Origin of the sequence: Gilliamella sp. Pra-s52, assembly GCF_009795805.1 — a bacterium.
Lineage (GTDB): Bacteria > Pseudomonadota > Gammaproteobacteria > Enterobacterales > Orbaceae > Gilliamella.
The window spans coordinates 1-23,455 of record NZ_WTEY01000004.1; the positions used below are offsets into that span (position 1 = coordinate 1).

The following is a 23,455-nucleotide window of genomic DNA, read 5'->3' on the forward strand; positions in this document are numbered from 1 at the left end:
GCTCGTCGTCGCTGTTGATAATGTAGCACTCGCCCGTAATTTCATTTTCGTAATCGGCGGGCGTTTGACGTATGTAAATTGGTAGTGTGTAGTTTATTGTTATCATGATAAGTTATGTGTGAATTTTTGAGATATTTTATGATGATTTATTTTTGATGTGAATTTATGGAGTGAAACTTAAATAAATATTAATGACGGTATTTTTGACGGTAGGTGCAAATGGGCATTGTTATAATTAATTGAATTTAAAAGAATTGATATTAATTTCAATAATTGAGTGGGAAATAAAAACCCCTATGACGAGATAGCTTATTAACTGTAGGAATTGCTTGTATGTTTACAGCAATTTAAAACAAAATTGTAATGAATATATAAAAACAAAAGTAGCACAATATTATAAAGTGTAAACCACTCGGTGCTTTCCTACAGCTTATTTTTTACGTCACATAAAAAATTTTTACAGTCATATCAAAAACAACGGTTAATATTTTTCAATTTCTTTTTGCAATTACTAAAAAATTTAATTGAAAAGGGTAGAAAATGAAAAAAATATTATTTTTATTATTCTTTTTAATGTTGTCGCATTTTTTGCAAATGCAACAATTGAAAAAAATTTATGGAAACTGGGTTTCTGGACTCAATTTAGAGGCTAAAAATGATGAATCCAAGTATTTTATGCTAACAGCAGATCTTAAAGATTTGACATCTCGCGAAAGAGCTATTTTGGCAGTTAATTGTAAAAATAATAATTTAATGCTTAACATTCTTAATGTATCATTTATTTCATCAAAAGAATGGTCGCTCATGTTAGGTGTTGATCAACAAGAACTTATTGAGCAAAAAATAAAGTTAGAAAATATATCCTTATCTAAGAGTTTTAATAAAAATTTTTTTGAAAATCTGGAAGATAAACAATGGTTATCAGTTACTGCTTCGAGTGATTCAAAAACAATTAATATGATATTTGGTTTAGAAGGTTTTAAAGAAGCTTTTGAACCAATATTACAACATTGCACAAGTAATTAGCTAAATTATAGAATTCATCTTAAATTTTGTATGTTTACCTGTTTTTTATTTTTTGGTAATTAGATTACCAAAGCAACTATATACAAAGAATAATATGGACAATTTCTAGTTGCTCATTCAACAGCATAGAATTGCAAAAATAAGAATTTAATTTGGTATTGATTTAATTACTTTATAAATTAAAAATTTTTATCTAACACAAATGGTTATTGAATTAAACTAACTGCCCTAGCATTACAAAGACATATATCTAAATATTTATAAGGGTTTATTATATTAATAACATTTATCTATTTATTTTTATTTAGCGGAAACATTTTTAGTGTATTCATAAGAGCAAAAAGAGCTTTGGAATCATAAATCTATGGGGTATTTTAATTATCATGCGAAAGCAAAGAAGTTAATCAAAGATGGGGAGCTTGTTAAATATGAATTTGTTGATAATTGGAATGGTATTAAACCGGCTTTAGTTTTATATTTTAAAAATACTAACCCTATGCCAATTAGAGAGTATCGATGGGATGAATATTTACCATTGTTGAATAATAGCGATTAATTTTATGCAAAAAAATAGTTTAGGATTTTTTTAAATAATTATTTGTCTAGTTGAAGTGCAATATATAGTAGTACTCGATCATCAAATTTAGATAGATTTAGTCCAGTTAATTTAGAAATACTATTTAGACGATATTCTAATGTATTACGATGAATAAATAATGTGCTAGCTGTTTTGCTATTTTGTAGATTTTGATTAAACCAAGTTGTGAGTGTTTTTTGTAATATTCCACTATGGTCAAAAGATTTTAATTTTTTAATGGCGATAGCAATTCTTCTGCCTGCCAGTCATGGTTTAAACTATCTAAAAGAACAGGTAGAATTAATTCTTGATAGTAAAAATGACGACAATTTGGCATTCTTTTTTTTCCAACCAACATTGCTATTTTAGCAGTTTGATAAGAGCGGGCAATCATATCAATACCGTGATGGAAGTAGTTTCCTAAAGAAATTTTAACTAAAACTTGGCAAGACGTTTTAATATAATTGACCAACTTTTCTAAGTTACTTTTGTGTTCAGCAATGTCCCAGCGATTAAACTTATTTAATGCAGGAATCAGCATAACAATTTCGGTTAAAGACTTTATAGCAACTAGTTTACTTTTTGTGATATTTTGTAGTTCATTTTGAATATGTTGCAATTCACTCATTGCTGTTTGAATACCTAATTGTCCACTATCTATTTCGATTATAACAGCTACATGAGGTAGAGAAATATTGATATTGAGTTTTCTACTCCATTCGGATAGATCCGAAACTTTATTATCCGATTGGATAATGGATAAAATAAACTCTTCTTTTAAACGGTTATCTTGAGATAATTGTTTTAATAAATGCTCCTGTTCCATCATCATTTCTGCTGACATGCAAACTAATTTTGCAAACTGAATGATTTTTTTAGGTTCTCCTGTAACACCAATTACTCCTACGATTTCATCATTTAATTTAAGCGGAAAATTGACTCCTGGTTTTACTCCTTTTAATTTTTTTGCTGTTGGATTATCAATTGTTACAACTCTTTTTTGTGAAATGGCTAGCATGGCTCCTTCATGTAATTCCCCAATTCTTTCTATATCTCCACTACCAATAATTTTGCCACTATTATTCATTACATTAATATTACAATCAATAATCTTCATTGTGCGATCAACAATATATTGGGCAAGTTTAGGGGTGATACTTATAGATTTCATTGATGTAGATTCCTAATTTTATTGTTAATGAAACGATTGTTTTTAATACAATGACTGTGATTTTAACTTGTTATAACTAATTATTTATATCGTTTTTATAATTAAATTTTTATTAATCAAAATTATTAACTGATTATAGTGAACTAAATTTAGTTGATATTATTATTTTAAATAAAAAGAGGAATAGTATTGTCAGTATGCTATTCCTCTTTTGCTATTAATTTATTTTTAGGATGTTAGATTTGAGTTATTTTAATTAAACGAGCTATGTTTTCGCTAGTTCGTTCTATATTTTTAAAACCGTTATTTAGTAATTCTTCTATTGTGGAAGCACTAGGAATGATACCAAAAATAGTATCTATTCCTTCAGGATATAGCTCTTCAATATTTTTTCCAATTGTGCCAGCTAAAGCAATTACAGGAACTTGCTGTGCTTTAGCTGCTTGAGCTACGCCAAAAGGTGTTTTGCCAAATTTAGTTTGGAAATCAATTCCTCCTTCACCGGTAAAACAAAAATCAGCACCTTTTAATTTGCTTTCTAAATCACTATATCGAATAACAATATTAATTCCTTTTTCCATTTTACTGTTAGTAAATGCCATTAATCCGGCGCCCAATCCACCAGCAGCTCCTGCGCCAGGAATGGTTGAAACATCTTTTCCTAATTGTGATTTTATAACAGATGCATAATGCTGTAGATTTTTATCTAATTGCTTAACCATTTCAGGTGTTGCCCCTTTTTGTGGACCAAAAACGCTTGATGCTCCTTTTTCTCCACATAATGGGTTTGTGACATCACTAGCAACAATAAACTCTACATTATCAAGTAGTGAGTTAACTTCCGATACATCGATTTTTGCTAATTTATCTAAGCCCCCACCACCTTTGCCTAATAATTGATCATTTTTATCATAAAATTTGACGCCCAAAGCTTGTGCCATTCCTGCACCACCATCATTGGTGGCGCTACCGCCAATACCTAAAATGATTTTTTTTACCCCATGTTTTATACAAGCTAAAATTAATTCGCCAGTTCCATAAGTGGTAGTTATTAATGGGTTACGGCTTTCTTTGGGTACAAGTTGAATTCCACTTGCTGACGCCATTTCAATCACTGCAGTGGTTTTATCTCCTAAAATACCAAAATGGGCAATCACTTTATTACCTAGAGGTCCAGTTACTTCACAAGTATGTAATGTCCCATTTGTGGCATCAACTAATGATTGTGTAGTGCCTTCGCCGCCATCGGCCATTGGTACATGAACAAATTTAGCATCAGAAAATACTTTTTTTATACCTGATTCCATTGCTTCACAAACTTCTTTGGCTGTTAGACTTTCTTTGAAAGAATCGGGTGCAAGTACAAATGTTTTTTGTTTCATAAAGTTATTCCTGATATTAAATAATGAAGCCATATAATAAAGTTGCAATAATTGTCATTGTTCCACCAACAAGCGCTTCGTATGGGATTAATTTCATACGCTGTTTAATTGACATATTCATGCTGTTACCAGTGACATGGAAGTAATTTCCTTGAGGTAATGAATCAATAACTGTAGCACCTGTATGCATCATGACAGCAGCACTAATTGCCGGTATACCCATATTAGTAATTGTCGAGCCGAAAGTTCCTGTTGCTAAAATGACTCCGGTTGAAGTTGAAGCAGTAGCTGCAGCCATTAGGACGCCTGAAATTGGTGATAAGTAATAACCGGAAATCCCCATTGATTGGATTATATGAATAACTTGGCCAGCAAGATTCGATGCACCAATTAAACCTGCAATTGCCCCTGCGCCGATTAAAATAAGAACAGTAGGTGTCATCTTATCTATTCCTGATTTTGTGTACATTGCTATTTTACGATGTTGACCCATAGCAAACATTCCAATCATTCCTGCTATTGGTAGTACATACAATGCGTCAATTTTTAAATTAGCTAAAAAATCAATATGACAAATATTACCAATTGGGCTAATCATTAGCAGAATTATTGCTGTAACTGGAGCAACAATAGCTTTGATTAAAGATGGCGTATTGCTTTTATTTTCTGGTTCATCTTTTTTTAAAGCAAGCACTTCTTGCTCAACGATTTTGTCTCCTTTATTCTTGATTAATGAGGCAATAACAACAGTTGCAGTTAACCCAAATATAGCTGGAATAAAACCACCTATCATGACATCACTTAAACTTAAGTTAAAACCATTTGCTGCAGCGATGGTATTAGGGTTAGGTGATATAATATTTCCTGCCTTACCACCACCAGATAAAGCTAGCAATAGTGCCAATCGTGATATGCCCATTTTATTCCCAACAGATAAAGCAATTGGTGCAACGATTAGTACCGCTACAGGAATAAATACACCAGACGCAGTAATGATTCCTGTTGCAAGAGCTAAAGCTAATAGCGCTTTCTTTTCCCCTAACTTTTTGACCACTGCTTGAGCTATAGTTTCGGCGGCTCCTGATTCCATCATAACGCCAGCTAAAATACCTGCAGCCAATACTCGAATGACTGTGCCCATAATACTTTGTGTTCCACTAACTAAAATAGATACAGTTTGAATTAAATTAGCACCACCAATAAATGCTCCAATTATTGCGCCAAAAAATAACGAATAAACAGGATTTATTCCTCGCAATATTAAAAATATTGCAAGAAATAATCCTATTAGAGCACCATACCAAGAAATTATTTCATTCATTAGATTTTCTCTTATTTCTATACAGTTAATTTATAAGATTGACTAATTTTATTATTGTACTAAGCATTATGCTATGTAGTTTTGCATAAAAATTTTATTTTAAAATTAGAAAAAATTAGGCATAGTTACAAAATGGTGTGAATTTAGTCACACTATTTGCTAAAAAATGTTCATAATGATTATGAATAGTTAATTATTTAGCTAAGTTATTTAATTAATTTGCCAACTGACAAGCTAAAGCGTAAAATCCCCATCCTATTTTGCTTAACCTATTACTAATAAGTAATACTGACTTGAAATCAGAGGCATTTTAATGACAACTTTATATACAAAACCAGAGTTACTTTCTCCTGCTGGTTCTCTTAAAAATATGCGTTACGCTTTCGCTTATGGAGCGGATGCGGTTTATGCTGGTCAACCTCGTTATAGTTTACGTGTACGGAATAACGAATTTAATCATGAAAATTTAGCTATTGGTATCAATGAAGCTCATGCTCAAGGCAAAAAGTTTTATGTGGTAGTTAATATTGCTCCTCATAACTCTAAACTAAAAACTTTTATTCGGGATTTAGAGCCTATTGTAAATATGAAGCCAGACGCCTTTATCATGTCTGATCCAGGCTTAATTATGTTAGTTCGTGAACATTTTCCTGAAATGGAAATTCATTTATCGGTGCAATCCAATGCGGTTAACTGGGCAACGGTAAAGTTTTGGCATCAAATGGGATTAACTCGTGTTGTGTTATCCCGTGAATTATCACTTGATGAAATTGCTGAAATCCGTGAAAAAGTCCCTGAAATGGAATTAGAAGTGTTTATTCATGGTGCACTTTGTATGGCTTATTCTGGGCGTTGTTTGTTGTCCGGTTATATTAACAAGCGTGATTCAAATCAAGGTACTTGTACTAATGCTTGCCGTTGGGAGTACAAAGTTACTGAAGGTAAAGAAGACGAAGTAGGGCAAATCGTTCATAAATGCGAACCAATCCCCGTACAACAGGTTGAACCAACTTTAGGCATTGGTCAAACCACGAATAAAGTGTTTATGCTTGAAGAATCGGGTAGGCCTGGTGAATACATGCAAGCTTTTGAAGATGAACATGGTACGTATATCATGAATTCAAAAGATTTAAGGGCGGTTGAACTTGTGAATGATTTAACCAAAATTGGAGTACATTCTCTTAAAATTGAAGGACGTACTAAGTCATTTTATTATTGTGCAAGAACTGCACAAGTGTATCGTCAAGCCATTGATGCAGCGAGTGAAGGTAAGCCTTTTGATCCTCGGTTATTAGCAGAACTGGATTCGCTTGCGCATCGTGGTTATACCGAAGGTTTTTTACGTCGCCATAAACATGAAGATATGCAAAATTATGTACATAGCCATTCTGTGTCTGAGCGGCAACAGTTTGTCGGTGAATTTAGTGGTCAACGTTTAAATGGTCTTGCTGAGATTATTGTTAAAAACAAGTTTTCAGTCGGTGATAGCGTTGAAATGATGACACCAAAAGGCAATAAGACCTTTATTATTGAGCGTATGGAAAATAAAAAGGGACAGCCAGTACCTTCAGGGCTTGGCGATGGTCATATTGTTTATATTCCAATTCCTGAAGAAATCGATTTAAATTTTGCATTATTAATGCGTAATTTTGATTAGTTTTATTCGGTTTAAAAACTGTTCAGCTAGTCTGAACAGTATATTCACTTTGATTTTGTTATTGGCGAATTAAATCATCACCATAACCAATCCATTTATAGGTTGTTAGTGCTTCAAGTCCCATCGGTCCGCGGGCATGTAGTTTTTGTGTACTAACTGCAACTTCTGCTCCTAAACCAAATTGTCCACCATCAGTAAAACGTGTTGATGCATTAACATAAACTGCAGCCGCATCAACTTGATTTACAAACTGTTCAGCATTAAGTAAGCTACGCGTTAGAATTGATTCTGAATGGCCTGTACCATATTCACGGATATGCTCTATAGCCAGTTCAAGCGAATTAACAATAATTACATTCAAATCTTTTGATAACCATTCTTGCTGTAATTCTTCATTTTTAACGGGAACGACAGTTGCAGTTTCTGTTTTTAATATGTCATAACAGCTTGGGTCGGCATGTAATATAACGTTATTATCTGCCATAGCTTGGCTGAGTTTAGGTAAAAATTGCTTTGCAATATTTCGATGAATTAGTAGCGTTTCAAGTGTATTACACGTGCTTGGGCGCTGAGTTTTGGCATTAACAATAATTGGTAGTGCTTTATCAAACTCAATCGTTTCATCTACAAAAATATGACAGACACCAATACCACCTGTAATAACGGGAATTGTTGAATGTTCACGGCATAACTTATGTAAAGATGCACCTCCACGGGGGATAATCATATCAATATACTTATCGAGTTTAAGTAATTCATGAATATATTTACGATCAGGATTATTTATACATTGGATAGCTGTTTGAGGTAATCCGACTTGTTTTAATGCTTTTTGGATCACAGAAATTATGGCAACATTGGTATTGATTGTTTCTTTTCCTCCGCGAAGTATTGCTGCGTTGCCTGTTTTTAAACAAAGGGCAGCAATATCAATCGTGACATTTGGGCGAGCTTCATAAATCACACCAATAACGCCTAAGGGTACTCTACAACGTTGTAACTTTAATCCGTTATCTAAAATTGAACCATCAATCATTTGTCCAATGGGATCTGCTAAGGAAACTACTTTGCGGATATCATTGGCTATAAATGATAATCGCTCAGGTGTTAAAAGTAGACGATCTAAAATGGCTTCGTCTAAACATTGTTCTTTCGCTGCTTGGATGTCCTTTTCATTTGCAATGAGTATATTTGCGCTATGCTGTTCTAATAAATCAGCCATAACCATCAACGTGTTATTTTTCATTGCGGTTGGACATTGTGCTAGTTGATATGAAGCAAGTTTAGCAGTTTTTCCCATTTGCTGTAACATTGTTATTGTCTCTAAAGTTTATTTTTAATAATTCTACTTGTTTAAGCATTATTTTTATAAAATAATTTCTTATATAACGTTAATATTTTGTTGAAATTTAACAATAAATTTTTATTTCATTATTTACTCAGTATTCTCTTACGTTCTATTTATCTTTAATGATGATAGATATCAAAAGTATACTTTTGCTGAAAAGAAGTAAAATCTAAGTAGGATATAATAATGTTTTCTATTTAAGTATTGCAGCTGTATAAATAGAAATAAGGGCAAAGAACTGTGCTTCTTTGCTCTTGTAAACATCAATTTATGACTCTTTATCTTTTAAAACTGTATGTAAAGTATTTAAAAGTTCTGCTTTTGTAGCATTATCTAAAACATTTAAATATATTTTTAAGGTAGATTCCTGTTTACTTATTTTATTACAATATTCTATAAATATTTTTTTAGGTTCATATCTAACTGATTTAACTTCATCAAAAAGTACGCTTATATTACTTCTTATTGGTGCAGGTTTAAGTGTAATAAAATCTTCACCAATAGTAATATATACCATAAAATATTGCCAAATGGATATGACTAGTACTAATAGTAATAATATAATGTTATACCATAATTCTGGAGCTATGACCAACATTGCCATGATAACAATAATACAAACGACAATACGAAGCATTGATAAATATCGTGCATAAAATTGTTTAGTAGTTTGTTTTTTTGATTCCACTTTTTTATCCTAATTAATGTAATATTTTTTTATGTTCTAGAAATTGCGTCTTTCATCTAAAGATTTGGCATTTTCTTGACTTACAACTTTTTTTCCACCAAAAACACCAATTAACCCTAGAGGTATAAAAAATATACTTCCTATAATGATTAATATACCTCCAATTTTTTTATTGTTTGTTGCAACAATTAACCCTAATGTAGCAATCAAAGCAAAAATAATTGCAAATGGTAAAACTATTTGTGATGCCTCATCACGGTTTAATGAAGAGTTAAGATAAAATATTAATACTGCAAACCAATTCGCAATTATACCACCAATAGCTAATCCCATGATTTTCTTTCCTTATTGTTTAATTATCATATCGTCACGGTGAACAGCAACATGACCATATTCATAGCCAATAATTTGACTAATTTCTTGAGAATGATGCCCAGCAATTTGCCTTAAAGCATCACTGTTATAACGACTGACACCACGCGCAATGCGTTTGCCAGATTTATCGCAAATATCAATAACTTCACCACGAGAAAAGTTCTGTTCTACGTTGATAATACCTTTAGGTAATAGTGAACTCCCATTATTTAATATTGCATTAACCGCACCATCATCTAATTGTACTATTCCAGCTTTTGGTGCACCAAAAAGCCAGTGTTTTCGATGTTCTAGTGGGGTTTTTTGAGGTATAAATCGTGTACCGACAGATTGATTATTAACAATATCAATAATAACGTTGGCTTTGCCTCCTGCGGCAATTATAACTTCAATACCAGCACTACCAGCGACCTCGGCCGCTTGTATTTTTGTGCTCATACCACCAGTACCAAGTCCAGAAACACTATCACCAGCGATGCTTCGTAAATTATCATCAATATGATCAATTTCATGAATCAATTTGGCACTTTTATCTGATCTTGGATCGGTTGTATAAAGACCTTCAATGTCTGTTAATAAAATTAGTTTATCAGCTTCGGCTAAAATAGCAGCTAGCGCTGATAAGTTATCGTTATCACCAACTTTAATTTCTGCGGTTGCAACAGCATCATTTTCATTAATAATAGGAATAATATGATTATCTAACATTGCTTTTAAAACGTCTTGCGCATTTAAAAATCGTTCACGATCTTCCAAATCGGCACGAGTAAGTAACATTTGACCGATATAGATCTTATAGATAGAAAATAGCTGTTCCCAAAGTTGTATTAATTTACTTTGTCCAACAGAGGCAAGTAATTGTTTGGATGCAACGGTGTTGGGTAGGGGAGGAAAGTTAAGATATTCGCGACCAGCAGCAATTGCGCCAGATGTAACAATAATAATTTTATGTCCATCTTGATGTAAAAATGCACATTGTTGAATAAGTTCAATTATTTTTGCTTTATCTAATTGCTTAGATCCACCAGTAAGCACACTAGTACCTAATTTAACAACAATTGTCTGTTGTTTTTTATTAGTCATAATATTACTCTTTTTTAATCGTGAATTATAGAACTGACTCCATCCATTTTACTGATTGTGCTAATGCCTGATGCAGGCTTTTTTGTAATTGCTTTTTAGATACAGTTATTACTTTGTTTTGTTTAGTTGAATGAATCAATTTTGCCTCGCAAAGGTTACTTAGTTTATCATCTTCAAAAATGATATTCATAACAGGAACTTGGCAAGCATGATTTAAAAGTCCTTGATTTTTTAGCGAAAAGTAGTTCAACTCAGCTGCTAATTGTTGATTGGATATTGACGGTAATCCTAAACGACTAGCAAGCATATCTTTGTAACTATTCGGTAGGTTTTTTTGTAGCGTTTTATCAACAAAGATCTGATGGATTAGTGGAGTAAAATTAAACAATCCTTTTATTTTGTTTGGCATCAAATAAGCTAAACGTGTTGCAATATGCGAACCAAACCGAAACCCTGCAACAATGATACGATTATTATCAATCCAAGGTATAGATGGAAGCTGTTCTATTATGGCTTGATGAATTTGGCTACTATTTTGAGATAAAGCAAAGTTACGGCTATAACCTACAGTTGGCAGATCAACCGTTAGCATAGCAAATCCATAAGGTGCTAAAAATTCACTAAAATAACGGTAATAATCAATTTGTAAATTACCTAATGCATTACAAATTAGTACAACAGGGCAAGTTCCTTCTGTTTTTGGTAAATGTAATATTGCTTTGACATTACGATTATCAACTTTAAATTCAAGTTCTTTAGTCAAAAATGGTGAAAAGTTAAGTGCTTTTGTATAACTTTGGTAAGCACAAGTTTGGGCATACATTGCAAGTTCGTCATTTTTAAAATGTGGATAGCTAGCAATACTTGATAATTCACTGGCAATAAGATAATAATTGAGTAAATTATTTTTATCTTCGTTGGTAAGATTTGTTTTATCAAACGATTCAGCTTTAGTTTGCCATATTGCTGCTTGATTTAAAAATTCATAAACCCAGTTACCTGATTGGTAACCAACGACTGTATCTAACCATTTATCATTGGTGTGATGCTTAGTTGAAGCGGCAATTTTTGATAAAACCGCTTCAGTCTCTAATTTTGGTAACCCCCGCCAATGCCACAAAACAGCATTAATAATTCGATACCATCTTGAGTCAATTTCACCATCTAAGGCACTAATGCTACTACCATCGCCACTATCGATACGCTTAATAAGCGTTGATGTCTCGGGGTAATCAAATTGTGGCTTAAATATTTGTGCTGTTAGATTTTCGGTAGCTACCATAACAAATTTAATGCTCTTCTTGATTATTTATGATCACAAATCGGTTTAACAAACATGACACCAGTATCCCAAGGCTGTTCGATCCAAGTATCTTGTGCAATATCAATCACATAATCATCAACAAGAGGCTTACCAGCAGGTTTTGCAAAAATAGTGACAAAATGAGCTTTTGGGTACATTTCGCGGATGGTATGAGCTGTGTTACCCGTATCGACTAAATCGTCAACTACGATAAAGCCTTCACCATCTCCATTGGCTTGTTTTAATATTAGTTTTTCACGCTGGTGGTCATGGTCATAGCTTGAAATACAAACTGTATCGACATAGCGAATACTTAATTCTCGCGCTAAAATAGCAGCAGGAACAAGTCCACCACGACTAACGGCAATAATGCCTTTCCATTGTGTTGCAGGTAATAAACGCTCTGAAAGCTGACGACCGTAGGATTGTAACATTTCCCAGGTGACGTTGAATTTTTTCTTTTCAGCAATAAGTTCTGCTTTTTGTTGTTTTTTGGCTTTAATTTCTTCTTCTGTTAATGTTTGTTCTATTGACATGAGTAACCTGCAATTTTAATCGGATATACGAATATAATAAATTAATATTAATGGACTAAAAATAGATGTAAAATTGCACCTTATTATAGAGTGATTAGATAAAAAAAACCACTCAAATTTATTACTTACTTAATATTGGGGTTATATTATGCTTTCTACACTAAAACCGAGATCTGTTTGGCAAATTTTTAATGATATTTGTAATATTCCGCATCCGTCTCATCATGAACAAATGATAACTAAATATATTGTCGATTTTGCCAATACACATCATATTGATTGTAAGCTTGATAAAGTGGGTAATATTTTATTAACTAAAGCAGCTACCAAAGGTATGGAAGAATGCCCATCCATTGCTTTACAAGCACACATGGATATGGTGCCACAAAAAAATGAGGGTACAATTCACGATTTTTTAACCGACCCAATTCAAGCTTATATTGATGGCGAATGGGTAAGAGCCAAAGGTACTACATTAGGTGCAGATAACGGTGTTGGACTAGCATCTGCACTTGCTGTTTTAATTGATCCAACAGTTGAACATGGACCAATTGAAGTATTAGTAACAGTATCAGAAGAAACCGGTATGCACGGTGCTTTTGGTTTACAACCTAATTGGTTAAAAAGCCAATATTTAATTAATACCGATTCTGAAGATGAAGGTGAAATATTTACAGGGTGTGCTGGTGGCGTTGACTTTACTACTACCTTTGCTGTTACTTATGCTGTAATGCCAGAAAAGCATGATTGCTATATGAATCTTTCACTTAAAGGGTTAAAAGGTGGGCATTCAGGCTGTGATATTCATCTTGGTCGAGGTAATGCAATTAAATTGATGGCTCGCTTTTTAGCTCAATATGTACCAGATATTTCATTTAGATTGGCTGATATAAAAGGCGGATCATTACGTAATGCGATTCCAAGAGAAGCCTTTGCTGAAATCACACTAAATAAACAAGATTTACCTAAATTAGAAGCAATTGTTCAACAATATCAAACTATTTTGCACAATGAGTTAGGTCATGTAGAGCCGACTATTGAAATCACATTATCAGAAGTTCAGTCCAATAAAGTAAAACGCGTATTAACTACTGAGCATCAAAATAAAATCATCAATTGGTTAAATACAGCACCTAATGGTGTGGTTAGAATGAGCAACCAATTAGACGGTGTGGTTGAAACATCACTTAATTTAGGTATTGTCAATATTGAAGATAATCAACTAATTGTTCATTTTTTAATTCGTTCTCAAGTTGATAGTGCAAAAGATGCTGTTGTATCGACATTGATATCGCTTAGCCAATTGGCAAATGCTAATTATGAAATTAGTGGAGGATATTCTGGTTGGGAGCCTAATTTAGATTCACAATTGTTACAACTTGCAAAAAATAAATATCACGAAATATTTTCTCAGCAAGCGAAAATAATGGTGATTCATGCAGGGCTTGAATGCGGTTTATTTAAGCAGAGTTATCCAAATATGGATATGATTTCAATTGGACCAACAATTGTTTCACCACATTCTCCAGACGAAAAAGTCAATATTCAAAGTGTTTATCGATATTGGGAATTATTAATAGCGATCTTAAAATCGGCCAGCTGCCTAAAATAATTTTCTAGTATCTGCTGATTTTTTCGGCAGAAAATTAACATTTTGAGTTATCTTATTAAAAATCATTCAAGACTATGATGTTTTATCTTTGAACATCATAGTCAGATAACAAAAAAACACCTGCAAGATGAAATTAAATTCAAAAAAAGTGAATAAAAATTCATTTTGTACTTGTAATAGCTTTATAAATAACCTACTATATGAACATTATTGCATAAAAAATAAATAAGGGTTGGTATGTTAAAGGCTATTATTGTTGGTGCGAGTGGTTATGCTGGTGCGAAATTAGCTTATTATTTACACAAACATCCACATATTGAACTTATTGCATTAACTGTATCAGAGAACAGTCAAGATGCTGGTAAACTGATTTCTGATTACGATTTACATCCCCAATTAAAAGGTATTGTTGATTTACCTCTTATTGCTACAGCAGATTATTCCTCTTATATTAATAATGTTGACGTTGTTTTTTTAGCAACTGAACATGCTGTCAGCCACAATATTGCACCTTATTTTTTAGATCATGGCTGCGTTGTTTTTGATTTATCAGGTGCATTTAGGGTCAATTCGGCTACTTTTTATTCTGAGTATTATGGCTTCACACATCAACAGCAAAAATGGTTAGACAAAGCTGTTTATGGTTTAGCTGAATGGAATAGCGAACAGATCAAAGGTGCACAACTCATTGCGGTACCAGGATGTTATCCTACGGCTTCTCAATTACCGCTTAAACCATTAATTGAAGAGGGGCTATTAGATAATTCGCAATGGCCAGTTATTAATGCTGTAAGTGGTGTGAGTGGTGCAGGGCGAAAACCTTCGCATAATAATATATTTTGTGAAGTAAGCTTACACGCTTATGGATTATTTACGCATCGTCACCAACCTGAAATTGCAACACATTTAGGTCAAGAGGTAATTTTTACACCCCATTTAGGCAGTTTTAAACAAGGTATTCATGCCACAATAACTTGCCGAGTAAAAGAGGGGGTAACATCACAAGACATTCTAACTGCTTTAAATAAATACTATCAGAATAAACCGCTAATTAGAGTTTACCAGAAAGATTGGCCTGCACTAAAGTCTGTAATTGGTTTGCCTTATTGTGATATTGGTTTTGTATTAAAAGATCGTCATTTAATATTAATTTCTGTTGAAGATAACTTATTAAAAGGTGCTGCAGCGCAAGCGGTGCAGTGCATGAATATTCGATTTGGTTTTGATGAAACAGCATCATTATTATAAAAAAGGGTTAAATTATTTTAATTTTACCCAAAATTTTGAACGTATTAACAATAAGTTAAATTAATAGGGAACTAAAATGAAACCATTAGTTATAAAACTTGGTGGCGTATTACTTGATAACAAAGATGCCTTAAGTAAATTATTTGTTGTCATTAGTGAATATAAAAAGAATTTTCAACGTTCATTAATCATTGTTCATGGCGGTGGTACGGTCGTTGATTCTTTGATGGATAGACTCTCCTTACCTGTAGTTCGTCGAAATGGGTTACGTGTAACACCCGCTGACCAAATTGATGTTATTGTCGGTAGTCTTGCAGGTAGTGCCAATACCACATTATTGTCAGAATCAAAAAAACAAAAAATAGCTAGTGTTGGGCTCTGTTTAGCTGACGGTAATAGTGTGGAAGTTAAACAAATTTCAGAAGATTTAGGTTATGTTGGTGAAGCTAAAGCTGGCGATCCTACGTTAATAAACTTACTTACTAATGCTGGTTACTTACCTATTATCAGCTCCATTGGTATTACTGAAGAAGGTAAGATGATGAATGTCAATGCCGATCACGCTGCTGTTGCTCTTGCTAAAACTTTAAATGCCGATTTAATATTACTTTCTGATGTGGTTGGCGTACTTGATGAAAATAAACAACGTATTGAAGCACTAACACAATCGCAAGCTGATCAACTAATTGCCAAAGGTGTTATTACTGAGGGGATGATAGTGAAAGTCAATGCTGCTTTTGAGGCAGCTAAAGCCTTAGGACGAGCTATTGATATTGCTAGTTGGAAAGAATCTGACAAATTGATTGAACTATTTAACGGACAATCAGGTATAACAGGCACAAGAATCATTGCTTAAATATTGAGCTGCTAGTATATTAATTTGGCTACCTCTATTTGAATATTAAAAGTAAACATCTTTAACTCATTTATTTACGTAAGTTAATTTAGAAAGGGTATAACATGAAAAAAAGTGGAACAAAAAAAGTTGTGTTGGCTTATTCGGGCGGTTTAGATACATCAGCAATTATTCCTTGGTTAAAAGAGAACTATGGTGGATGTGAAGTTTATGCATTTGTTGCCAATGTAGGTCAAGACCCCAAAGAATTAAAAGATGTCGAAAAGAAAGCTAAAGCATCAGGTGCTGTTGCTTGTAAAGTGGTTGATTTACGAGAAGAATTTGTTAAAGACTATGTATATCCGGTATTAAAAACTGGGGCACTATATGAAGGTACTTACTATCTTGGAACCTCCATGGCTCGTCCAATTATTGCAAAAGCACAAGTTGAATATGCATTAGAAGTCGGTGCAGACACACTTTGCCACGGCGCAACAGGTAAAGGTAATGACCAAGTACGCTTTGAAACCACTTATACTGCACTAGCCCCACAACTTAAAGTTATCGCACCTTGGCGTGAGTGGGATCTACGTTCACGCGAAGCGTTAATTGATTATTTAAAAGCCCGTAAAATTCCAACTACCGCAACCGTTGAAAAAATTTACAGCCGTGATGAAAACGCATGGCACATTTCAACCGAAGGTGGTGTTCTTGAAAGCACATGGAACCAAGCTAATGCTGATTGTTGGGCTTGGACTGTTTCGCCAGAAGATGCGCCAAATAAACCAGAACTTGTTACTATTGGGATTGAAAAAGGCGAAGTTGTTTCAGTCAATGGTAAAAAACTATCACCTTATAACTGCGTTGCAACATTAAATAAAATTGGTGCTAAGCATGGTGTTGGTCGAGTCGATATTATTGAAAACCGCTTAGTTGGTATCAAATCACGAGGGTGTTATGAAACCCCTGGTGGTACCATAATGATGACAGCATTACGAGGCTTAGAACAATTAATATTAGATCGTGACAGTTTTAAATGGCGCGAACAATTAGGTTTAGAAATGGCTTATGTTGTTTATGATGGTCGTTGGTTTGCACCATATCGTCGTTCTATTCAAGCTGCAGCCGAAGTCTTGGCGCAAGATATGACCGGCGAAGTTGTGGTCAAACTTTATAAAGGCAATGCAACGGCAGTACAAAAGAAATCGCCAAATAGCTTATATAACGAAGAATTTGCTACATTTGGTGAAGATGAAGTTTATGATCACAGCCATGCAGGTGGGTTTATTCGTCTATTCTCATTGTCATCACGCATACGTGCCTTAAACGAAGAAAAGAAAAAGCAACCAGCCCAAAAGGCTAAAACAGCTAAAAGTCCAAAAACAGCGACTAAAAAAGCAGTCACAAAAACGAAAAAATAAGCGCTAGTATCAAAAAATCAAACTACTATAATAAATATATACAGGTTAAACCCTGTATATATTATTTTTATTGTTGATAAAATCAAATTTTATTATAAATATAAACATATAAAAACGATAAATTAAAATCGTATAACTAATCATTAAAATAATATTGAGGTAATTATGGCATTATGGGGTGGACGTTTTAGCCAAGCGGCAGATCAAAGGTTTAAACATTTTAATGACTCATTACGCTTTGACTATCGTCTTGCTGAGCAAGATATTATTGGTTCGATTGCTTGGTCAAAAGCATTGGTGACCGTTGACGTTATATCTTATGATGAGCAAAAAAAACTAGAAAAAGCCTTAAATGAATTACTACTTTCAGTTCAACAAGCTCCTAAACAGATTTTACAAAGTGATGCTGAAGACATACACAGCTGGGTTGAACAAAGACTGATCGAAAAAATTGGTGATTTAGGTAAAAAATTACACACAGGACGAAGTCGTAACGACCAATCGACAACTGACCTAAAACTATGGTGTAAAACGCAAGTTTCTCATTTAATTAATGCAATTAATCAGTTGCGACAATCACTAGTTACAACAGCAGAACAACATCAAAATGCGATTATGCCTGGTTATACCCACTTACAACGAGCCCAGCCAATAACGTTTTCCCACTGGTGTTTAGCCTATTTTGAAATGCTTAGTCGTGATGTTAGTCGCTTAGAAGATACATTAAAACGTCTTGATGTTAGTCCTTTAGGTTCAGGTGCATTAGCAGGAACAGCCTATCCAATGGATCGTGACCAACTAGCGCATTGGTTAGGGTTTACCCAAGCAACTAATAACAGTTTAGATTCTGTGTCTGATCGTGATCACATTCTTGAACTATTAAATGATGCTTCAATAGGTATGATACATCTATCTCGTTTTGCTGAAGATCTTATTATTTTCAATAGTGGCGAAGCCAATTTTGTTGAACTATCCGATCGTGTGACTTCGGGATCTTCACTTATGCCACAAAAAAAGAATCCCGATGCATTAGAATTGATCCGTGGCAAAGTAGGGCGAGTTGTCGGTGCGCTAACAGGAGCATTAGTGACTTTCAAAGGATTACCTCTGGCTTACAATAAAGATCTACAAGAAGATAAAGAACACCTATTTGATGCGCTTGATACTTGGCTAGAATGTTTGGATATGGCTACACTAGTGTTAGAAGATATTAAAATTAATTACACAAATTGCGAAGAAGCGGCCAAACAAGGCTATTCTAATGCGACCGAACTGGCTGATTATCTCGTTGCTAAAGGCATACCATTTCGAGAAGCTCACCATATTGTTGGTGAAGCGGTGGTAGAGGCTATTGCAAAACAAAAAGCACTTGAAGAACTCTCACTTGAAGAATTACAGAAATTTAGCTTAGTGATTGAAAGTGACGTTTACCCAGTATTATCATTAGAATCCTGCCTAGCTAAACGTTGTGCTAAAGGTGGTGTATCGCCACAACAAGTAAAATCAGCAATTGAAGTTGCAAAACAACAATTATCATAATCAACTAAACTCCTCAATAACGTTATGCCAGCATCTGCTGGCGTTTTTATACTAACGTATTCACTTCTATGCGATTTTGTTATAAAAAATCTGATTGTATATCTGTGCAGACAGTGCAAGAATAGAACTCTTTTTTGAATGGATTAAAGTGAATTGCAATGAATAAAAGTTATAATTTTAGTGCAGGTCCTGCAAAATTACCTACAGATGTATTAAAACAAGTTCAAGCTGAATTATTAAATTGGCATAATACTGGCGCATCGGTCATGGAATTAAGCCATAGAGGTAAAGATTTTGATGCATGTGCTATTGAAGCAAGCAATGATCTGCGTCAAATCTTAAACATCCCTAATAATTACAAAATCCTTTATTGTCAGGGAGGGGCCAGAGCACAGTTTGCCGCCGTACCACTAAACATTTTAGGGAATAAAACCAGTGCAGACTACATTAACAGCGGTTACTGGAGCCAATGTGCCGCCAAAGAAGCTAGCAAATATTGCAAAATTAATGAACAAAATGTTATTGTTAAACAAGATGGATTAACCGCTATCAAACCCATGTCAGAATGGCAATTAAATAATGACGCTGCTTATGTACACTATTGTCCAAACGAAACAATCGACGGCGTTCAAATCTTCGAAGAACCTAATTTTGACAACAAAACTGTTGTTGCTGACTTATCTTCGTGCATATTATCACAACCTATTGATATAAGCAGATATGGCATCATTTATGCTGGTGCACAAAAAAATATCGGCCCATCAGGTATCACTATAGTTATTGTGCGTGAAGACCTAATTGGCTATGCACAAAAAATCCTACCATCAATATTAGACTACAAAATCTTATTAGACAACGACTCCATGTTTAACACACCGCCTACATTTGCATGGTACATGTCTGGTTTAGTTTTTAAATGGATTAAAAACCTTGGTGGACTAAAAGCAATGCAACAACGAAACCAGGCCAAGGCGCAATTACTTTATCAATTTATCGATCAATCCGGTTTTTATAGAAATACGGTTTCTAAAGCTAATCGATCAATAATGAACGTCACCTTTTTATCACCAAATGAACAATTGGATAAAAAATTTGTAAGCGAAGCAACCCAAGCTAACATTATAGGTATAAAAGGTCACCGAATTGCTGGAGGAATGCGTGCATCTATTTATAATGCCATGGATCAAGATGGTGTAAATTATTTAATTGATTTTATGCGACAATTTGAAAAACAAAATGGTTAATTTAAGATTTTACTAAGAAGTATCAATAACCAAAAGGGAGGAAAAACCTCCTGCTTTTTAGTGACAAATTATTTACAACTATAAACCTCACCAACCATAACTGCATCTGTTGGTGCAATATCTGAAATGTACTGCATAGACGTATCTTGTGCATTGTAAATCACATTTCCTCCCATCTCAGCGGCCTTATTCATCAGTTCTGTCGCGGCATCACGAATAAGCTCGCTATGCGTTTTTACTCCTGAAAAGAAACTACTACGACGCCCCTCAGCCTTACCTAATAATTGACAAGAAGCGGCAGGCTTTGTATCGATGAATTTAACCTGATGACTACCAGCAGAGGTAAGTTGATGATTAGAGTTACTACAAGCACTTAAAAGCAGCGTTGCTGATATTGCAACGCCGATAACTAGTGATTTTTTGATAAACATAATTTCCTCATCCAATATAACAACGAATAATAACTTAAATTATTGTATCAGTTTAGTTAAACAAAAAATATCAGTAATTAAATTAGCATAAAACTTAATAAAATACAGATTAATAAATAACCAAATCAACTTGTTTTATTAATTAATTGTAGCAAATTCGATTTAACTCTATTATAATCGCAACCCTACTAACTCAGTAGCACATCCAAATGGCCCCTTAGCTCAGTTGGTCAGAGCAGTCGACTCATAATCGATTGGTCACTGGTTCAAGTCCAGTAGGGGCCACCATTCTAGAGCAATATAATCAATAAATTAACACCAAAATTTATTTATAAACTAGTAACATAAATCAAAACAACAACGAAATACATATTAAATAATGATTGAAACTAAATAACTTATGATGCATTATTTTCAGCTTAATTAATTGAGTTTAAAATTGATATAATTATTAACAATATTCTGGCTTAGGCAAATACAGATTTATTTAATTAGAAATTGGTGTAGGGAGTGTTTGTGAAAATTAAAGAGTACTTAAAAGATAGAAAATTAGTTAAAGAATTATTAATTAGCTATGGAATATTTTTGTTATTTTACATATTTTACATGCGTGCTGATGATTGTGAACAAGCAGGTAGTGCAGGTTTTGTGATGATAGTTGCAATGATTTGTTACTTGTTTTTTTTGATTACCATGTTTATTAAATCTGTCAAAATGATCTTATTTGGTCCTAAAGATAATAAATCAACTTCATTTAAATCGTTAATTATTAAATTTTTATTATTTGTATTTGCCATTATATCGATTATAGGGCTGTACATGTTTTTAGTTTTCATCAATTATTTGACTATGGAAGATTTAGATAATGCCGCCTATTTATTTATTGATACAGATTATTTTCTAGTTGATTTCTTTGTTTTTTTTATTTTGTGGAGTTATATCTTTGTACTTTTTTTTGTCATTTATTTTTTTATTCTTCTTATTATAAAAATAATAAAGCTTTTGGTTACATTTTTATCAGGAAAAATTAACAATAAATAGTAGTAATTAACTTACGGTTATTTACTTTCATTAAGGTATGTAGTAACCAATAGTGACTTGAAAAGCTTTTGCTGATATATTTAATTTTAACCTTTCATGTAAACATGGCGTTAATTATTGATAACGCCATGTTTATTTAAACACCTACTTAACCTCTTGCAACTCACTAGCGCTACATTTAATTGTGATATGCAATCGATCGAATTGATCCATAGAATCGATTTCCCAGCAGCTTCTCATGATTGGGTTGATTTTTTTGATTAATTCTACTTCTTCATAGTTGTAACTGCAGCTAACCCAGCTACCTCCTTCGTCGTAAATGGTGTTTACGCTCCAAGTTGCTTGATGTTGTTTGCCATCAATAATACCGTCTTCGGGTTTTTGTTGGATCTTTTTTGCTGGGTTGTCGGAATAGACGCCAGCACCATCAAGCAATAGTAATGTATCTTTCTTTTCAGAAACCATCCAATCGTTAGGTAGGTTATCAATATTAAGATGAGACGATTTAATTGTCACTGAGCTTGGGCAAGTTATTTCATCAGCTTGGGCTGAGGATAAAGTACTAACCCAAGCCAAAACAGCAATACTAAGAGTGATTATTTTATATTTCATGGGATAGATCCTGATAAAGTATTGAATGAGTAATTATGCCTATACTATTAATAACGTCAAGCGTGAAAGGGGACGTTCTGGTTTTTAAATGTATTGGAACTTATTAGTGGATATTTAATAGTGATAAAAAACGGTCAGAAAAGGGATTGATTTTATTGAAGTTTTTATTTGACAATTTTTAGCCAAAATAATATCACCTTAAACAAACCAAATGATCCCAATACCCCAAAATGATAGCACTATTAATTGTTTGCTTTTGTTTAAAAAGAAAATATAAAAATTTCAATAAAATCAATCCCTTTTCTGACAATTTTTTATGAGCCTCAAATAGTTAGTTTAATTGGCTACTTGTTTAAAAAATGCACTTGATTTTTTCTTAAATCGGCGTTTATATATACAGTGATAAGCATTGGGCTTGTCGTTATTTAACTTGGAGGGTCTTAGAATGGTACACAAATTTGCTCCATATGGTAGTGATGTTTCGTCTGGCACTTATAAGTGCGCTGACTGTGGTTATATTTATTCAAACCAAAGTAAGAAATCGTTACCTCCTTGCCCTGATTATAATAAAAAACCACATAGCAAAAATGGTTGGTATATTATGACTGGACAGGGTGACTCAGTTAAAGATCCTCATCCAGATAAAAAGTAATTTTACTCATTTAATGCAATTAAAGGCCGCCATTAGGTTGCCTTTTTTGTTTGTAGCGTCTGCCTTGATTTGAGGATACTTGGCATAGTTATGCATTAATATTTTTATGTAACGCCTGTTAAAGTATTGAGATGGTTTGTTTGCTCTAGTTTAGAACAAACAAATAACACGACTTTGAACAAGACCTATAAACCTAATAATATAAAACGATAATAATATCAAAAAAGCTTAATTTTATTTAAAAATATAAGATAAAAATTTCAATAGAATCACTATCTTTTCTGACGTTTTTTCTGTGTGTTATCAATGTTGATGTAATAACGATTTTGTTTATAAAATGGGTTAAGCGCTAA

The 23,455-nt window shown here is 33.4% G+C and carries 20 protein-coding genes, 1 tRNA gene and 2 pseudogenes; 12 read left to right on the forward strand and 11 right to left on the reverse strand.

The genetic code is table 11. The features are described 5' to 3' along the window. Positions 1 to 540 precede the first annotated feature (540 nt). Entirely contained in the window at positions 541 to 1,026 is a 486-nt protein-coding gene (locus GQ594_RS04585; RefSeq protein ID WP_160411481.1) for a hypothetical protein, read from the forward strand. Between the two features lie 364 nt (positions 1,027 to 1,390). Beyond that, positions 1,391 to 1,582, forward strand: a complete 192-nt coding sequence (locus GQ594_RS04590; protein WP_160399752.1) for a thermostable hemolysin delta-VPH — start codon at positions 1,391 to 1,393, stop codon at positions 1,580 to 1,582. A 38-nt stretch (positions 1,583 to 1,620) separates the two neighbouring features. Here GQ594_RS04590 and GQ594_RS04595 read toward each other — a convergent pair. The 3 genes and pseudogenes from GQ594_RS04595 to GQ594_RS04605 form a co-directional block, all read right to left on the reverse strand. Next, a pseudogene (locus GQ594_RS04595) lies at positions 1,621 to 2,774 on the reverse strand (sugar diacid recognition domain-containing protein). A gap of 236 nt (positions 2,775 to 3,010) precedes the next feature. Then, a complete protein-coding gene (locus GQ594_RS04600; protein WP_160411482.1) occupies positions 3,011 to 4,156 on the reverse strand; it encodes a glycerate kinase family protein in 1,146 nt (381 codons plus the stop codon). Positions 4,157 to 4,172: 16 nt separating this feature from the next. Next, a complete protein-coding gene (locus GQ594_RS04605; RefSeq protein ID WP_160399755.1) occupies positions 4,173 to 5,477 on the reverse strand; it encodes a GntP family permease in 1,305 nt (434 codons plus the stop codon). A 313-nt stretch (positions 5,478 to 5,790) separates the two neighbouring features. On the opposite strand from GQ594_RS04605, the gene trhP reads away from it, so the two are divergent. Further along, on the forward strand, positions 5,791 to 7,134 hold the full coding sequence (gene trhP, locus GQ594_RS04610; protein WP_160411483.1) for a prephenate-dependent tRNA uridine(34) hydroxylase TrhP: 1,344 nt from the start codon (positions 5,791 to 5,793) through the stop codon (positions 7,132 to 7,134). Between the two features lie 58 nt (positions 7,135 to 7,192). On the opposite strand, the gene proA is transcribed toward trhP, so the two are convergent. The 6 genes from proA to gpt all read right to left on the reverse strand — a co-directional run bounded on the left by proA (position 7,193) and on the right by gpt (position 12,467). Further along, positions 7,193 to 8,446 (reverse strand): glutamate-5-semialdehyde dehydrogenase, encoded by a 1,254-nt coding sequence (proA, locus tag GQ594_RS04615; protein ID WP_160411484.1) that lies wholly within the window; start codon positions 8,444 to 8,446, stop codon positions 7,193 to 7,195. A gap of 304 nt (positions 8,447 to 8,750) precedes the next feature. Continuing rightward, positions 8,751 to 9,170, reverse strand: coding sequence for a hypothetical protein (locus tag GQ594_RS04620; protein WP_160411485.1), 420 nt, complete (start codon positions 9,168 to 9,170; stop codon positions 8,751 to 8,753). Positions 9,171 to 9,206: 36 nt separating this feature from the next. Beyond that, positions 9,207 to 9,503 carry a hypothetical protein gene (locus GQ594_RS04625; protein WP_160399759.1) on the reverse strand — a complete coding sequence of 99 codons (297 nt, stop codon included), beginning with the start codon at positions 9,501 to 9,503 and terminating at the stop codon, positions 9,207 to 9,209. A gap of 12 nt (positions 9,504 to 9,515) precedes the next feature. Beyond that, the gene (proB, locus tag GQ594_RS04630) at positions 9,516 to 10,628 is read right to left on the reverse strand and encodes a glutamate 5-kinase (protein ID WP_160411486.1); all 1,113 of its coding nucleotides are present in this window, start codon (positions 10,626 to 10,628) and stop codon (positions 9,516 to 9,518) included. Positions 10,629 to 10,653: 25 nt separating this feature from the next. Next, the gene (locus GQ594_RS04635; RefSeq protein WP_160411487.1) at positions 10,654 to 11,910 is read right to left on the reverse strand and encodes an alpha/beta hydrolase; all 1,257 of its coding nucleotides are present in this window, start codon (positions 11,908 to 11,910) and stop codon (positions 10,654 to 10,656) included. 23 nt (positions 11,911 to 11,933) lie between these two features. Continuing rightward, positions 11,934 to 12,467, reverse strand: a complete 534-nt coding sequence (gene gpt, locus GQ594_RS04640) for a xanthine phosphoribosyltransferase (protein ID WP_160399762.1) — start codon at positions 12,465 to 12,467, stop codon at positions 11,934 to 11,936. A 148-nt stretch (positions 12,468 to 12,615) separates the two neighbouring features. On the opposite strand from gpt, the gene GQ594_RS04645 reads away from it, so the two are divergent. The 6 genes and pseudogenes from GQ594_RS04645 (at position 12,616) to serC (ending at position 20,366) form a co-directional block, all read left to right on the forward strand. Further along, on the forward strand, positions 12,616 to 14,079 hold the full coding sequence (locus GQ594_RS04645) for an aminoacyl-histidine dipeptidase (RefSeq protein ID WP_160411488.1): 1,464 nt from the start codon (positions 12,616 to 12,618) through the stop codon (positions 14,077 to 14,079). Between the two features lie 237 nt (positions 14,080 to 14,316). After that, positions 14,317 to 15,327: an N-acetyl-gamma-glutamyl-phosphate reductase gene (gene argC, locus GQ594_RS04650; protein ID WP_160411489.1), complete on the forward strand. Its 1,011-nt coding sequence runs from the start codon at positions 14,317 to 14,319 to the stop codon at positions 15,325 to 15,327. 76 nt (positions 15,328 to 15,403) lie between these two features. After that, positions 15,404 to 16,183, forward strand: a complete 780-nt coding sequence (argB, locus tag GQ594_RS04655) for an acetylglutamate kinase (RefSeq protein WP_160399765.1) — start codon at positions 15,404 to 15,406, stop codon at positions 16,181 to 16,183. 104 nt (positions 16,184 to 16,287) lie between these two features. Continuing rightward, positions 16,288 to 17,505 (forward strand): annotated as a pseudogene (locus tag GQ594_RS04660) (argininosuccinate synthase); the annotation flags it as partial. A gap of 243 nt (positions 17,506 to 17,748) precedes the next feature. Beyond that, the gene (argH, locus tag GQ594_RS04665) at positions 17,749 to 19,122 is read left to right on the forward strand and encodes an argininosuccinate lyase (RefSeq protein WP_160411490.1); all 1,374 of its coding nucleotides are present in this window, start codon (positions 17,749 to 17,751) and stop codon (positions 19,120 to 19,122) included. Positions 19,123 to 19,280: 158 nt separating this feature from the next. Beyond that, entirely contained in the window at positions 19,281 to 20,366 is a 1,086-nt protein-coding gene (gene serC, locus GQ594_RS04670) for a 3-phosphoserine/phosphohydroxythreonine transaminase (RefSeq protein WP_160411491.1), read from the forward strand. Positions 20,367 to 20,434: 68 nt separating this feature from the next. Here serC and GQ594_RS04675 read toward each other — a convergent pair whose 3' ends face one another. Then, complete coding sequence (locus GQ594_RS04675; RefSeq protein WP_160411492.1) at positions 20,435 to 20,797, reverse strand: DUF4156 domain-containing protein; 363 nt, start codon at positions 20,795 to 20,797, stop codon at positions 20,435 to 20,437. 211 nt (positions 20,798 to 21,008) lie between these two features. Between GQ594_RS04675 and GQ594_RS04680 the strand changes: the two genes are divergently transcribed. Both GQ594_RS04680 and GQ594_RS04685 read left to right on the forward strand, forming a co-directional pair. Beyond that, positions 21,009 to 21,085 (forward strand) — tRNA-Ile (locus GQ594_RS04680). A gap of 228 nt (positions 21,086 to 21,313) precedes the next feature. Further along, positions 21,314 to 21,838 carry a hypothetical protein gene (locus tag GQ594_RS04685; RefSeq protein WP_160411493.1) on the forward strand — a complete coding sequence of 175 codons (525 nt, stop codon included), beginning with the start codon at positions 21,314 to 21,316 and terminating at the stop codon, positions 21,836 to 21,838. Positions 21,839 to 21,982: 144 nt separating this feature from the next. Here the strand turns inward: GQ594_RS04685 and GQ594_RS04690 are convergent, their stop codons facing one another. After that, entirely contained in the window at positions 21,983 to 22,450 is a 468-nt protein-coding gene (locus GQ594_RS04690; protein WP_160411494.1) for an STY0301 family protein, read from the reverse strand. Positions 22,451 to 22,895: 445 nt separating this feature from the next. On the opposite strand from GQ594_RS04690, the gene GQ594_RS04695 reads away from it, so the two are divergent. Next, positions 22,896 to 23,102: a hypothetical protein gene (locus GQ594_RS04695; RefSeq protein WP_160399842.1), complete on the forward strand. Its 207-nt coding sequence runs from the start codon at positions 22,896 to 22,898 to the stop codon at positions 23,100 to 23,102. Positions 23,103 to 23,455 lie beyond the last annotated feature (353 nt).